Genomic DNA, 15,992 nt, shown 5'->3' with positions numbered 1-15,992 from the left:
AGAAAGAAAAATTAGGATAATCCAACTCGATATGTTCTGCAATCAACAAGGGGGTGTTTTTCAAAACTTATCAAAACCACCTTAATTCGACTATAAAACAACTGTTTTCCAACAATCACAGATTAGTCGGATGTCAGTATTACTTTTATATAAAAAATATGGTGCTACTCAATATAGAATTTCTGAAAATAAAAGGTATTTTTCCACCTGACATTTTCCTGTACGCAAACGGCTCTTTTATAGACGTTATAAAAGAAGGGGAAAGCAAAACGCTACCATTGCGCAATGGTCTAAATCAAATAGACCTTGGAGTGAGAAATACAAAGAAAACTTATGTCCATCATATTACAGACAGCAATGTAGAGGAGGATAAATACTACATCAAATCATATTTATCCTTTACCAAGTTTATAGTCTTTTTAGCAGGTACTCTACTGTTATGGGGAGGTGGATGGCTCGCCATTTTCGCCAATCACCCGATTGCTGGAATCCTCCTGATATCGGTATTTCTAGTTTTCATTTTAGTCGATGTACTTCGTCATTTTGTTATTAAAAAAAGAGCACTGTACTTTTTAACAAAAGAGTATTGAAAGGTTTTTACAATGATTGTTTTCGAAACAGAAGCTTTGTAAAGTTAAAATAAACTGAGCAGACTACCTGCTACTCGCTTTTATCCTGATGATTCCGTTTCTGTAAAGATCCAATGCCTGATTCATAATCGAATTGATAGCAGCTATTGGCAAATCGCCGTTTGAATTTACCCTGAAAATTTTCATTCGGGAGCGATCTCCTGCCTCCAGCTGAGGATGATCAAGGTGTTTTCCCTCAACCATCAGAAAATAAGGTTCTTTGCTTTTTTTATCTTCCCATAGGTAGCAGAACATTTTTTCTCTGTAGCAAAAACAAGGCATCCCATATTTCCTTGTCTCAGTAATATCTTTATCATAGCCCAGAATGATTTTTCGCATAGCCAGCAAACAGCTTTTATTTGGTTCCTGCTTATCAAAATAAAAATTATCCTTATCATTCATTGTTTTTGCTCCCAATTGAAAGAATTGTCCTTTCAAAGATAATACATTGTGTTAAATCCTCTCAAAAGGAAAATCACTCGTTGCACCACCCCTTGTAATTCTCCCGATGTAGAATCCGGTTCTTTTGAGGCTTGTTGGTTACAAAACCAACAAGGGCGGAAACAGCTTTTATTTGGTTCCTGCTTATCAAAATAAAAATTATCCTTATCGTTCATTGTTTTTGTTTCCAATTGGAAAAGTACCTCTTTCAAAGATAACTCATTGTGTTAAATCCTCTCGAAATACAAATACATTCATTGCACCACCCCTTGTAATTCTTCCGATATATAATCTGATTATTTAGAGGTTGTGGGGTACAAAACCAACAAGAGGGGAAATGTTAATGGGATTTACAAACCCGAGGGAAGTTTGTCAAGTTGGAAAATCAGATCTTTGATCGATGAGAATGGTAATAGCTAACTCTTTAGAAGTAACTAAATTTGTGAGTCTGTCACATGAAAAACATCAAACAGTAGTTATCAGTGAAGGCAAATTTACTTACTCTCTTAAAAAGATTAATTTTAAAAATACAGAAATGACAATAGTAAAAAACTTTAAAAGAACTTTTGAATTTGAGAACTGAAATGAATCTTGGCAGTAAATAAAACATTCTCTCCACCCATACCCACCCACCTAAGAAATGAAAACAGAAAATTTAATAGCTATCTTTTCAGGCATAGTGATCCCAATAGTTCTATTTCTTTTATCAAAAGACTATTTCGGGCAGAAGTTTAGACAGAAAAAATATCTCTTGTCAAAATTCCTAGAAAACAAACAAAAAATAGAACACTTTACAACAAGCTTAGAGCATTTACTCCAAACTAATAATTCACCGGAATCAAAAATTTTTCCAAATAGTGACATAACATATTTGGAATATCTAAATGTAATGAAATTAAAATATGAAAGTGAATATTCTAGTTTACAATACAGTCTCTTAAAAAAGAAAAAACTATCAAAGTTGGAATTACAAGAATATATTGAAAAACTCAAAATTCAAGAGGACTCTCTTAATAAATTAATATTGAACCTAGATTTAATCAAGGCTAAGTATTCATAAAACCGTAATTTCGCCTTTGTTGGTCTTGTGACCTGCAAACCACTGGAGTAAGGTCTATCACTAAACCAGAAAAAATGAAAGCTGGAACGATATATTTTTATACAGCTACAATACTTAACTGGAAACAGTTACTTCAGGTGAATAAAAGAAAGGAGATTATTCTCAATTCATTGCAATACCTAGTTGAAGAAAAAGCAGCAAAAGTATATGCCTATGTTATAATGCCAAACCACATACACTTGCTTTGGAAGCCACTGGAGAACAAGAAGTTTCAAAATGTACAATTGAGTTTTATGCGGTTCACTGCCCAAAAGCTTTTGTATCAACTACAAGATTCAGGATATAGACACATAGATGACTTTTTGGTTGAAAGTAAAGACAGAAAATACCAGATATGGCAAAGAAATCCTTTGGCAGTTGAGATGTATTCCCGAAAGGTGATCGAGCAAAAGTTGGATTACATTCACAATAATCCTGTCCAAGGAAAATGGATGTTAGTTAAGAGTCCACTTGACTATGAGTACAGTTCGGCTCAGTTTTATGAAAGTGAAGATTTGGCACATCCATTTTTAACTCACTATATGGATGATATCTAAGCCGCTTGCCTTAGAGGCTTGTTGGTTACAAAACCAACAAGGGCGGAAGTACAGCCATTCCTGCCTTTGCAGGTCTTGTGACCTGCAAGCATCCGCTGTATTAGATTATACTTTAGCAGAATCCTGTCCATAGAAAATGGATGTTGGCTAAGAGTCCACTTGACTATGAGTACAGTTCGGCTCAGTTTTATGAAAGTGAAGACTTGACACTTCCATTTTTAACGCACTATATGGATGATGTCTAAGCCGCTTGCCTTAGAGGCTTGTTGGTTACAAAACCAACAAAGGCGGAAACTCAAATGTGGTTTACGAAAAAAGCTCAGATTTCGCCTTTATTTGATTTGTGACCAACAAAAACTTCCCTGATCACAGAAAGGTCATTCTACTTGATAATTCTTATTGCTGATAAGTACATAGAATATAGCCTTAGCATCTATTCCTACTCAACCCATTCAGAAGGTTTGCTCACTTTTTTAAAAGTATTGGCTTTACTTAAATCTTTGTAAAGGTTTTCTACCCACTTGTATGTTTCCGGCCAATCACCAATGGCGACTAATTGCCGTGGGCACATCAATCCCGTCACCTGGGGCAGGTCGGTTATGCGTAAACAATTAAGCATTTCGATTGCCATACCTGTCCCGTCTGGTTCGCTTGGAGCATTTTGAGTAGCAGGAGGATTTTTTAGAAGCAGGGATTTGACTTTATCATCCAGCAGACACGCATAAGAAGCAATTGCTGCCATTTCCCCTTCAGCAACAATACTAATATTGTCTGGATCAACTCCCGGTAATTGTCGTAAGGCCTCAAGACATCTCAGCACATCATAAACCCTCATGGATGCAACGGTACGTCCTGTCCAGGCGGCAGCTCTTCTAATATGCCACTGCAACGAAGGAGACCATCCGGTTTCTCCAATACCTCTGGCTTCAAAAGAAGCTATGATCATTTTGTCAGCTAAACCTGATGTAAGCTCGTAAGAAGACCAACGACTATCCATTGGATTTCTCAACACCAATACTGCAGGTTTTTTTTTCTTTGAAGGCTGACCCGTTCGGAGAAAGACTTTTAACCTCCACCCTTCTTCCGGGACAAAGCTGTAAATCTCTCTTTCATCTCCCTGCTTATTGGTATATTGAAACTCCTTCCGAATCTCCAGGGGAGTATTTTCTTCGGGAAATGCTCCAAATGTTTTTTCTTTCAGAAAGTTTATTACTTCCTTTCTGTAATCCTCCAACTGACCGACACTTTTAATCTCAGGAGGAGTAGCCATCTCTACAAAAGAATCTTGAATTGTTTTTGTCTTGTCATCCTTAGGAGCACCATTTACATAAGCAGCCAATTCCTCATTTGACAACTCTTTCGAAATATCAATAGGCTCTAATTTTTCAGGAGACACCTTTTTACCCATTAGTTCTTTCATGAAAAAAGATAGAATAACCGACCTGAATTCTTCATTAGATCCGTAGCTATGTGCTCCACTTGCTTCTACCATTGAAAGATTTTCAGACTTGCCATACCAATTATATACAGGCTTAATCTTATCATACAATGTTCGCACAGCTTCTATAGAATAATACTGATCCTGAGTGGTCTGAGCTATCATAAATGGCCTTGGGGTGATAAGGGCACCCACATCGGTAAAATCTATTCCATAAGTATTGATGGGCATCATACAGTCGCAATGATCGTCTATGGATTTTTGACATATCTGACCTTCCAGTGACCCTGCTCCTGCCACAGCAGCAACAGCTTTTATCCTTGGATCGGCCACCGGAAGATACCAACTCTGTGAACCTCCGCCAGATATACCGGTAACACCCAACCGTTCTTTATCTACTTCCGGCAACCCGCTTAGCAAATCCAATCCCCGAATGCCGTTCCAGATTTCAACTCCTCCGGGATTGTACCCTTTACTGTACCAATGAAACCAACCCAGAGATTCTGCACCCAGGTGTTCCCCTTTTACTTCGCCACGTTGGATGGTCTCAATAATCAAAACAACAAAGCCATTTTGAGCAAAACTCTTTGCATGCGCCTGATAGTTGTGTTTTTGAGTATGTGAATGCCCACATACATATAATATTGCAGGAACTGATTTTTTAATCCCATCAGGAATGTACAAATTGGCTGGCACATACAACCCCGGAAGAGATTCATAATACAATTTTTCTATCCTGTATCCTTTCTTTTGAATCACCCCTGTTTTGGTCACATTTAGCGGAGACCGCTTGCCTTCAAAAGGTTTCCCTTGCAATCCCATCATTTCCAGAAATTCTGTACGCCGTTGATCCCTAACGGCTTCCCAATCATTTAGACTTTTGATGTCACTCAAAGAATTATGAGTAATTTCACTGGCTACTCTACTCAAATAGGTGCGAATGTTATTGGGCTGGGCAAAATCTGAGCTTACGGAATAAGGAAAAGGCTGGGACAAAAGGCTTCCATAAGACAAAACCAAAAAGATGATAGGTATTACTACTTTTCTCATAATATATACTTTACGTACTCCTAAATTTCTATTCTACTCTAAAACCCTGATGCCATCTACTCCAATCTGACCATTTTCCTTTTGAGTTTTTTTGACGCACTCTGATAAAATAAATTTTACCAGAACTGAGAGCAGTTTTTCCTTTCAATGAACCTTTAAACACTCCACTGTTTTCCTCTACTACAACTTTTTCCTCTTTTCCCAGAACGTTTGATTGAAAAACAACATCACTGCCTTCATAGTCCGAAGCAAGTTCAATTTCCCATGCTGATAATTCACCTGGTTCATGATAAGGGGTTTTGTACAAAGTGGGATTTTCAGGTGAAACAACCGGACCAATTGGTTTTGTGGATATTACAAAATTGTCAAACCAACGTCCTTGAGTTTTTATTGATCCATTGTTCCAATAGGATTCAAGAAAGACCGCATTAATACCATGCTCGGTATAACTCCCTCTAAAGTTCAAATTTTTCCTCTCAGCCTCTAACCTTCCATCAATCCAAAGTTGATTGATACCATCGTCCATTCCAGGAGTGTTGAGTTTAGCCCTGGATTCCACAAGAACCCAATAACCTGATTCTTCCGTTGCGGAAATTTGAAAATCCGACGCAGGCTTATTGCCCAGCCAATACAAATTATCAAAGTCGTTGTATTTGGTTGTTTTAATTTGGTCTGTTTGCCCATCGACACCACGAGCAGGATCAAGGGTAATTGAGTTGTTTGCACCGCTCCACACATGTGCTATCATTGCCTGCTGCCAGTTATCAGAAACAATACTCGTCGCTCTCGACATTTTTGCTGGAGCACCCTCCCACCCATGCTCATGCTTGACATATATTCTCCAATATACCTCATCATACTGTTGCCCTTGGTTTATGACCGATGGATTGCCAGGGAAATCCCCAAAAGCTACTTTTCTATTTCCCCTACCATCAACATCTCCTTTATTGAAACCCATATCAATTGAGCCTCCACTGGTTCCAAAATTTTCATTAGAATCAATTACACCATATCCATCCATGTAATCCTTTTCGGACGAAAAATCATCATACCAGATTATACTTTCATCTCCAATATGAGGCTGGATTTTGGACATTTCTACAAAATCTATATGAGGGATTTCAACGTATTCACTTAAATTATCTTGTTGGTCTCCTCCAGTTTTAGAATCGTCAGAAGTGCTATCTGTACATCTCAAGAAAACTATAAAAACAACACAACTGATTAATTCGGCTTTAACTGCTAGATATTTCATTTCACAATAACATTTATTATTAAATACATTAGAATTTATCTAATTATTTTTATTCTTAAAGAAACATTTTCCTGGCATTTCTAGCGTAAATTTTATCTACCACTTCTTTTGGTAGTTTAAGTCCCTGAAATTTTTCATTAACCCTGTCGCTGGTCATCCAATCGTCTGTGACCAAAAACTGCCAATCCAACAGCCAGGTCTCATGCATTTCTTTTTTCAGGTCTGATTCATTCTTTTTTCCACTGTCTCCCATGTCGGTGGCATAAAGTAACCTGTCCTGATATTTGATGAAAAAATTTCGGACTTTTTCCCTGTCTTGAATGGTTTGATAAAATACCTGCCCAATACGAGCAGCCAAATCCACAGACATATTTGGAAACTTATCCAGGCGTTTAGCCAACTCATCTACATCATGCTCCAGGCTGCCCATGTGCGCTCCCATAAAAGTAAGGTTGGGATGCTTCGCCAGCATTCTGTCACGAGCTGCTATCTGTTCTTCATAAGTTGGCATATCGGGATGTTTGTACATATGATATTCCGGGTGTTCTCTGAAATAAGTAATGTCATTGTTCACTATCATTTCATCAAGTGGCAACCAGCAATTTTGTGGTTCTCCAAGATGTCCTATCAAGGTTTTGCCTCGTTTTTCTATATAGCTAAAAATAGTATCCAACTTAGGATCATCGATCATTATGAGTTCTCCATTTTTATCCCTGAAAACCATTCCAATATTTTTCCAAACTTTCACACCTACCGCCCCATCATTGAAGCATTTATCCAACCAGGCAATGGTATTGGCGACCCAATTCGGATCATCCCATTCTTTGATAGAAAAGGCAGTAGCCATCTCAAACTGTTCAGGGTGTCGGGTCTTCTGATCCAAACGATGAGCATACTGATTTTCTATGTATTCCCACCCTTTGGTAAAATCAACTACAATATTGAGCAGTTTGAAATTGTCTTTTTTGGCTTGCTCCACAAAGGCATCACGAGTAGTACCAACATGAATATGAACATCCATTTTTTCGACCTTGCCAAAGTCGTTCAGAGAATAAAACTGAGTGGATTCTGCGCAAGAAAGGAAAGCGAGTATTAGTATCGATAAGATTAGGTTTTTCATCATTGTGATTGTCTTTTTAAGTGATTCAGTCTTGCTTCTGTTTTTTTTTGTAAAGATTTTAATTCAATGCTTAAAATTTAAAAGCATCACCCAATGTCCGTCGGAAGGTGCTTTTATTGTTGTATATCTACCACCGCTAATCGATGCACCACTTATCCAAATGGATTTCATCACATCTAACCATTGGATTTTCACCTTGCCTTTTGTGTCTTCCAAATTCAGTTTGACTTCTCCCCCATTAGTAAAATATATCGCATAGTATTTTTCTGGCACAGCCCGGCAATATGCCTCATTTTCCTCTCTGCCTGACAACAACTCATTACTGGGCACTGCACTAAAAAAATCAATATTGTCAGATAATTGCCTCATGCTACTAATGACTGCTTGCGCTTCTTTACTTAGTCCAAGGCCAGAATTAGGTCTGTGAAAACGAACAGCGGCAGATCCAAAGAATACACTTCTTATAAAACTCTGAATTCCATTTTGAGTGCCCCCACCATGCTGCCCCAAATCATTTCCATAAGTCTTCACATTGGTCAAAGGCCTGAGCTTGTCAATGGCTTTTAACCGCTCTATCTGTTTCAACCCATTTTCCCAATGATCTTGTCCTCTTTGATGATTATTTTGTGAAATTTCTACAAAATCATAAATTTCAGGATGATCAAAAGTCTCTCTATGCAAAATGTGATCAAGATCCCATGGATCCCACATTTCAGTAATATTCACATGCTTTCCCTGCTCCTGGGCTTTCTTTTGAATATATTCCGCCCAAAATTTACCCCAAGATGCAGTTACCGATGTTTCATTGTCAATGCAATACAGTACGTTCCCGTATTTGAGAGAATAAGACAATAACTTATCTACAAACCTCTGTTGGTAATTGAGTACAGGAATGTTGTTTTGTAGCATGGGAACAGACCAAAAAAAAGGATTTTCGGTCCATGTTGGATGTGAACCTATTTGTTCAGGAAGTTTTACTCGTTCCTTTGTATAGTTACTATTATTTTTTGGGTTAAAAGGGTTTCTATCCCAATTCTCTCGATAAAAATCAAAAGTCGCCCACACTTCAATTTGGACTATAATGTCTCTATCAGAAGTAAGTTGTAATAACTTTTCGAATCGATTCCAGTACTCTTCGTCCCATTTCCCAAGATCAAAAAGTTCTTTTTCGGAATCAAAATAAAAAGCCCATACATTTCCATTGTCTCGAGATGACATAGTATTCCGAACATAATTACCTCCAATTTTCTTTAGACTATCAAGAGAATATTCTAAATCTGGTATCTGAAATAAATTATCTTCTACACTACCTCCAAGTAATAATACCAACTCCCCTTTGTAAGACCAATACTGAGGGAATTCTGAGCTTATCTCTATTGGATTCTGCGCATTTAATTCTAATACCAGAAAAAAATAGATAAATACCAATGTTTTGGTTTTCATAATGTATGAACAATAACTTAAACTATTAGAACTTTTCAATGACTAAAAATCAAATACTTTTTTTGATAATACTAATTCCATTGCACTCATACTATTCTCTGTTTTTTTCAATACCCAACTGAGGTGGGTATAAATAACCCATAGATGCATCCGCTACTCCCAAACGATACTGCCTGTTTTGCATCAAACAAACTTTTTTAGTTGATGCTGGAATATTTGTAGAATAGATGCGTAATTCTCCTTTGATACTGGTAATTATTTCTTCCCGCCAGTCACCGATAACATCCGCAACCATTTTTACTTCTCCTTCAATTTGAAGCAGTGTATCTCCTTTATACTTAAACAAGTTGTCATTATAGTTTATTTCTTTCAAATCATCTCCATCCCACCAAACTGCCTTTGGTGCAAGACCCCAAAGATTTTTATCCGATAGTCGTTCACCTTTTGCCGACATTAGAAAAAATTTATCTCCGCCTTTTGCTTCTCCTGCATAGCATTCAATACCTTCATAATCTGGATCTATGTCGCCAATCATACCCTGAGAATGCACATGATATGTTCTTTCCTCATATCCCCAAATGATTTCTCCTGTTTTAGCATCAACCAGACATACGCCGTTTTTAGGTGATCGTGATTCGATCCCATAAAAAATCTCCATCCCCGGGCGAGTCGGATCTATATCTGCAATGTATCCTACATCATTGTGTCCCAAACCAGTATGCCAAAGTGGTATGCCATTGTCATCAAGAGCAGCAGTTCCAAATACCAATTCATCCTTGCCATCAGCATCAATATCTGCACACATAATACCATGTTGTCCCTGACCTCTGTATTTCTCATACTCTCCCGTACTTTCCCAATACCATATTTTATTAAAATCTTTATCCAATGCGAGTGTTTTGATTATAGTATAAGTGCCTCTTTGTTGAATTAGGGAAGGTTTTTTACCATCCAGATAAGCGACAGTAAGGAAATTTCTACTCCAAAAATTATAAATATCAAACTTTTCTTTTGATAGCCAATCCGTTTTATTCTCAATTTTCCCTGTAAGCCCATTTAATTTTATAAGATATTCTGATCCGTCAACCACGTGCCCGTCAATTTGCCTTGGATCACCCTCCCCGGCTTTAGAATAAACCTCAGCCTTACCATCTCCATCAATGTCATAAACCATATAAGGAGAATACCATGTACCCGTTTCAATTGCCCAACCCATGTTATACCTCCACATAAATTTTCCTTTGGAAGAGTAAGCATCCAATTTGTATGGTTGGGGACTAGGCTTCCAATAATCAGGGCGGTGATACGGATCAACGTTAAAATCAGGATGCTGAAGAACAAAATCGTATGCACCATCTCCATCCAAATCTCCAACACCCAATCTCTTTAGGGTAATATCATCATCAAGCTTAATTGAGTACCATGGCTGATTCCCTGTTTTTACAAAAACATAGCCTTCACCTTTTGTACCCTGCTCTTTCTCATTAATTATTTTTTTTATGGAATAATGATAGGCTCTTCCCGAAAAGCATGTAGAGTCAATATAGTTTGTAGATTCAATAATAGGACTGGGATTGATTTTTTCAAATCTACCCCCACCAAAATCTTTTCGGTAAATATTAAACGCAATATCATCAGGATCGCTTTTAAGAAGTCTCCAGCCTACATAAACAATGTTTTCATTGACCGTAAGGGCTATTACTCCACGGTCCAGTTTTTCATTTAACTGGGCACAAACTACTCTACCCAACAACACTATTGAAACCATTAAAATTATAGTTCTAGCTTTCATTATTTTTAAAATTTTGTTACCTACTTATTCCGCATTTATCATTGATGGCCAGAAATTGTGAGGCTCATATATCAATTACAAACCACCCAGATTAACCAAATTATATCCTGAAGCTGTTAGCTTTTGAGCTAAAATATAATTAGGTGAGGCATATCTCTTTCTTGCTATTTTAGAATCCTTTGCATTTTTATCAGCCCATATTTTAACTGCTCCATCGGGATAATAGCAAAGGATTTGTTCCCCTGGAAGGTTCATGAATTTAGAGGCCATTGCTAAATAGGCATTTGCTCCTAAATCTGCAATTACCTGCCCTGAAATATCATATACTTTTCTATCCGCCTGCTCTCCCATTGCACATGCAAACTCATGATAACCATCTCCATCCAAATCTATCGGTACCGTGTTGTAGGCATTAAAATCCAAATGGATTCTTTTACCCGTCTCACCGTTATAAGCAAACTCTTTTACATCGGTTCTGAAAAAACCATTCGGACCTGCTATTTTTCCGCCTCTACTTATGGTGAATGCTAAAATTGATAAGGAATCAGTATTTACATGAGCGGTCCACCCCATATCCATGTGTCCTAACTCTAAATCCGACCACATACGTTTTCCCATATCATCGAACATAACTACTCTGGGTTTAATCTTTCCCTTGTCACCACTCTCTCTACATGTAAAAACACTCCACTTATTTGTCTCTCTATTTAATGTAGGTTGAATCACATCTGAATGACCATTATACTCCTTTTTATCTGCTATGAATAAATAACTACCATCATCAATACTGATACAACGCTCTCCCCACATGATTTCATCGGTTTGATCAAAATTGATATCTACAACCGGAGACATGTGGCATCCACGAGCTCCCAAACCATCGTCTTCAATAATTAAACCCCATCTACTTTCCATACCCTTTTTCCAGGCTTGCAATCCCATTCGTTGATAAGTACCTTGAGCTGTGACCAATACAGGCTCTCCATTGCTATACCCCCCAATAATAAAGTTGCGATATGTGTGGCTATTTGATTCTCCATAAACTGATCTTTTCCATGGCCACTGTCCAATGCTTTCTCCCGTATTCGAATCAAGTACTTCTAAACGCAAATGATCATAACTTAAGATATGTATGGAATCTATGTTGTTAACAAAATAAATCTCATCGATTCCATCATTGTCTAAGTCGAATGGAAAAATTGGGGTAAACCAAGTACCATTTATTGTACTATTATTTAGCTCCTTTTTCCATAACAGTTTACCTTCCAGATTGAACAAAGCAAATTTAAGCTTATCGGTAGGTGGGTAAAACATCTCAATCCATGGATCAATATCTTTGTCTGCAGAGTACGCCATCAAAATAGCTGATTTCCCTTTTGCAATTTGAACAGGAACCGCCCGCAAGCTTCCAACTTTTGAACCCAATGAAAATTCAACTATAGTTTCTAAACTATTCGTTTTTTTACTTTGTCCATAGGAAGTGTGAAATAAAATACTGGTTATTATAAATGAGGTAATTACTTTTTTCATCTTAGCTAAGGTTTTACATTCAAACAGTCTCTCCATATCATCACCTAAATTAAAATTCCAATTGAAATGCTTCCCGGTATGCTTTCAGTTTTTCAAGGTAGCCTTCCATGTCAAGCAGTTGCTCGTCATAGATCAAATAACTCATATCGGCAGTCCGGTTTGCATAGTGTCGGGAGCGATCCATCTTATAGAAGTATTTCTTTTCAGGAGTGGACATGCCCTTTGGCAATCTGGTTTTCTCCCAGGTCTTTACCAAATCTGAATAAACTTTCTGTCTTCGCTCCAAACTCTCTTCTATAATTTGCTCTGCTTTCTCAAGGCTGTTTTGTGCTTCTTTCCTGTCAATAAATGCATTTCTATGGGCTTCAGTAATGGTATATTCCAGCTTTGACAAATCCAGATATGTAAGGCAGGTATGATCGATCAACTTAGCAATGGACTCATACACTTCAAAATCATAGGCATGTTCGAGATCGAGATTTTTATTCGTTTCAATGATCTGAAGAGCACGCAGCATCTTTTCACTTTGTTTTCCGGATCTTATAACCATTTCCTTATACTCTGTATTCCAATAAGGATCGTATTCCAGGTATTGACCTCTTGGTAAATCCGGAATGTGGGTTTTGCCAATCTCTCCATGATGCCAGATATTTCGTTCCAGAGTTGCTGCGTAGTAATAGGCTCCTTCATTCAACAACTCGTACAGTTCCTTCATATTTTGCGCCTGACTGCCATAATAGCTTGTAAAAAAGGAATCCTCAAACTCATCTAATCCGGGAGCAGATCCGTTCCAGGAATACTGGGCTGAGGTAACAAAACTCAGCATCCACATTTGATTGTGAAGACCTGAATCGTCCCACGAAGTATTGATCATACCATCGAATGCGCCTGATTTTGCTCCTGAAGACAGTAAATTATAAGAGTCTTCCATACAGCCAATGGTTCTCCTTCTAAAATGATAAGGAAGAAAAAGTGGTTCCAAACCCGGATTAGGATCATACATAAAAACTTCAAACCCCATATCCTTTGACTTCATAGCATACTTAAAATCCCCGGTTTCATAGGAGTAACTTTCCGTCAGCACCAAATCAGTATCCGGCTTCATATTCATGATAGGAGATCGATTCATTTCCCATCCCATAGGCCTTTCCCAAAGCATTACCTTCCTTGATTTTTTAAGGTGATCTGCTGCCTTGCTGGCAAACAAATGATACAGGCCACTGTTGCCTATTTCCTTAGCTTTTGTTTTGCACTTATTACAAACTCCCAGCTCAAAGGTCTCATCAGACCCAATGTGAATGTATTTCGATCCAGGAGTGGCTTTGACGGCTTCATCCCATAGATCAAACAATATATCATAAGTACCTTCTTCCAAAGGACAAAATTCCCAGTCCGACCCCTCCACTTCTCTCAATTCTTTGTATTGAGGCCATTTTAAGATAAAACTCACATGACCTAACCCTTGAACCAAAGGAGTCAATTCGATGTGGTATTCTCTGGCATAGCGTGTAAACTCCTGCATCTCTTCTATGGTGAACGCACCCGGAGCTCCAATTTCGGGATGGCTTTCGTATGCCAATTTGTCTTCCCATTCCCACACCAACATGTTGATTTTGTATTTGGCCAAATCTCGTATGAAATCTTTCACATAACTGCCCTTGTCCTGATGGTGTTTGGTATCATAATGAGCCGCTCTTATTTTTACATCTGGCCAATCGGTGATTTCCATACCAGGTACTGAAATATTGTCTCTGTTTCTTTTAATCAGTTGAAAAAGAGTCTGAACTCCATAGAATAATCCGTCTTCGTCTTTGGCTGAAATTGTCAAAACATCTCTTTCTGTTGAAAGTATATATCCTTGTGCGGCAAGAGATTTAGGTGTTCCTTTTCTGGTTAAAATTATATTGCTCGTTCCTTTGGTCTCAGAGATTACAGTTTTCAAATTCCACTTTCCTTCCAACTCACTCTTAAGCAATTCAGCCGTTTTTAGGTCAATCGCCGAAGCATTCTTATCCAATACAATATTTACCGGACTTTTCAATACATACTCACTACCTCCAATTGCTACCTGTTGCGGATAAGGTATCACATGCAGGCCTAAATTGGTGAGATCAGAAGCCAGAATCGTACTTTGGAATGAAATCACTGCAAATAGCAATGCTAAAAACTTATATAATACTGTCTTATTTTTTTTCATCTTTTTCTTAATCAAAATCTATTAAATGAATACAATGAATGGTCTATGTGAGGCTCTTTAGCAGTGATCATTTCTGCAATGAGTTTACCTGTTGATGGTGCCATACTGAGCCCCAACATATTGTGACCACAGGCCATGTACAAGTTTTGGTGTTTTGGAGACTTGTCTATGATAGGCATACCATCGGTGGTCATTGGCCTCCAGCCACACCATTCTTCTGCATTTTCTTCGGTAAAAGGTTCTTTGAGGTACTCTGTAGCCGCTCTTTTCAGGCTTTGCAACCTGTCTCGGTTAAGTGTAGTATCATATCCAGAAAATTCCATAGTCCCACCAAGTCGATATCCGTCTTTCCAGGGTGTAGCCACTACTTTTCGTTCTTCAAAAATCAAAGGACATATCGGACTAATTGCAGGCCTTTTCATAGTGATGCTATAGCCTTTTCCCGGTACGATTGGAATTTTGAGGTTAAGCTGGTTTTCAAGCCAAGGAGACCAGGCACCAGTAGCCAAAACCACATCTTTTGCTTTGATATTTCCCTTGTTGGTCACAAGCTCAGTGATGCGGTTATTATTTTTTTTAAACTCCGTTACTTCACAAAGTTCTTCTATCACCACGCCTTTAGCTATTAGTTCTTTTCTAAGTCCGGTCAGTAGCTTTCCGGGGTTGAGTGAGGCATCTATTTTATAGAACCACGAACCATAAGCACGATCGGTTAAGGCAGGTTCCATATCCAAAAGGGTTTGGCCAACAATGGGTTCAGCAGCCAATCCAATGGTTGCCAATTTATCATCTTTCGCCCTGTATGCTTCAAAATTTTCTTCTTTTCCAAATACAAAATGAATACCGTCGGGAGCCCAGTTGCAATCAAAAGATTGACTGGCAAACAAGTCATTGTAAAGGTTTTTGGAATCAATCAATAAGTTATTACGGCCGTGCATACTCCGTTCTATCTGCTTCTTGTTGAATGCATTCAAAGCAAAACCAAGCATCCAACTCACAAACTTCATATCCAGCTGAGGTTTGATATAAAAAGGAGAATCTTTTTGAAAAAGCCATACTGCAGCTTTCATAATCAATGCGGGACTATTTAAAGGCAAAGCATGACTGGGACTTACTAATCCGCAGTTGCCATAAGAACATGCCTCTTTAAGTGGCCCTTTTTCCAGAACAGTAACAGATTTTCCTTCTTTTGACAAATAGTAGGCACAAAACAACCCTATTATTCCTCCACCTATAATCACTACGTCAGACTCCTTTTGATTCATTATTTTAAAAAGTATTTATTGTTTGTTTCAAAAAAGCTATTCCAATTGTATTAACCAACAAGGCTACTAATTGCCATAGTTTGCCACAACTTAATTTCGACACTAAAATAATAATAAGTTTTTGAAACATAAATATAATAGTATTTTTACTTTTTTCTTTCGATTATACCAATCAT

The 15,992-nt window shown here is 37.9% G+C and carries 12 protein-coding genes; 3 read left to right on the top strand and 9 right to left on the bottom strand.

Going from position 1 to position 15,992, the window contains the following annotated elements; genetic code table 11:
* Window positions 1-158: 158 nt before the first annotated feature.
* Window positions 159-590: a hypothetical protein gene (locus tag AAOP42_RS09140; protein WP_349528191.1), complete on the top strand. Its 432-nt coding sequence runs from the start codon at window positions 159-161 to the stop codon at window positions 588-590.
* A 63-nt stretch (window positions 591-653) separates the two neighbouring features.
* On the opposite strand, the gene AAOP42_RS09135 is transcribed toward AAOP42_RS09140, so the two are convergent.
* Complete coding sequence (locus tag AAOP42_RS09135) at window positions 654-1,031, bottom strand: DUF1801 domain-containing protein (protein ID WP_349528190.1); 378 nt, start codon at window positions 1,029-1,031, stop codon at window positions 654-656.
* A 679-nt stretch (window positions 1,032-1,710) separates the two neighbouring features.
* Here AAOP42_RS09135 and AAOP42_RS09130 point away from each other — a divergent pair.
* Entirely contained in the window at window positions 1,711-2,130 is a 420-nt protein-coding gene (locus AAOP42_RS09130) for a hypothetical protein (RefSeq protein WP_349528189.1), read from the top strand.
* 74 nt (window positions 2,131-2,204) lie between these two features.
* Entirely contained in the window at window positions 2,205-2,726 is a 522-nt protein-coding gene (locus AAOP42_RS09125) for an REP-associated tyrosine transposase (RefSeq protein WP_349528188.1), read from the top strand.
* A gap of 439 nt (window positions 2,727-3,165) precedes the next feature.
* Here the strand turns inward: AAOP42_RS09125 and AAOP42_RS09120 are convergent, their stop codons facing one another.
* From AAOP42_RS09120 to AAOP42_RS09085, 8 genes are all read right to left on the bottom strand, one after another.
* Entirely contained in the window at window positions 3,166-5,214 is a 2,049-nt protein-coding gene (locus AAOP42_RS09120) for an acetylxylan esterase (RefSeq protein ID WP_349528187.1), read from the bottom strand.
* A 28-nt stretch (window positions 5,215-5,242) separates the two neighbouring features.
* A complete protein-coding gene (locus tag AAOP42_RS09115; RefSeq protein ID WP_349528186.1) occupies window positions 5,243-6,469 on the bottom strand; it encodes a hypothetical protein in 1,227 nt (408 codons plus the stop codon).
* A 55-nt stretch (window positions 6,470-6,524) separates the two neighbouring features.
* Window positions 6,525-7,592 (bottom strand): amidohydrolase family protein, encoded by a 1,068-nt coding sequence (locus AAOP42_RS09110; RefSeq protein ID WP_349528185.1) that lies wholly within the window; start codon window positions 7,590-7,592, stop codon window positions 6,525-6,527.
* 60 nt (window positions 7,593-7,652) lie between these two features.
* Window positions 7,653-9,032, bottom strand: a complete 1,380-nt coding sequence (locus AAOP42_RS09105) for a putative collagen-binding domain-containing protein (protein ID WP_349528184.1) — start codon at window positions 9,030-9,032, stop codon at window positions 7,653-7,655.
* A gap of 91 nt (window positions 9,033-9,123) precedes the next feature.
* On the bottom strand, window positions 9,124-10,824 hold the full coding sequence (locus tag AAOP42_RS09100; RefSeq protein WP_349528183.1) for a rhamnogalacturonan lyase family protein: 1,701 nt from the start codon (window positions 10,822-10,824) through the stop codon (window positions 9,124-9,126).
* Between the two features lie 75 nt (window positions 10,825-10,899).
* Window positions 10,900-12,354, bottom strand: coding sequence for a rhamnogalacturonan lyase family protein (locus AAOP42_RS09095; protein ID WP_349528182.1), 1,455 nt, complete (start codon window positions 12,352-12,354; stop codon window positions 10,900-10,902).
* A gap of 49 nt (window positions 12,355-12,403) precedes the next feature.
* Window positions 12,404-14,551, bottom strand: a complete 2,148-nt coding sequence (locus AAOP42_RS09090; protein WP_349528181.1) for a beta-N-acetylhexosaminidase — start codon at window positions 14,549-14,551, stop codon at window positions 12,404-12,406.
* Between the two features lie 11 nt (window positions 14,552-14,562).
* Window positions 14,563-15,816, bottom strand: coding sequence for an NAD(P)/FAD-dependent oxidoreductase (locus AAOP42_RS09085; protein WP_349528180.1), 1,254 nt, complete (start codon window positions 15,814-15,816; stop codon window positions 14,563-14,565).
* Between the last annotated feature and the right edge of the window lie 176 nt (window positions 15,817-15,992).

The organism is Reichenbachiella sp. MALMAid0571, assembly GCF_040151475.1.
Classification (GTDB): domain Bacteria; phylum Bacteroidota; class Bacteroidia; order Cytophagales; family Cyclobacteriaceae; genus CAXBNB01.
This window is presented reverse-complemented; position numbering and strand designations above follow the sequence as displayed.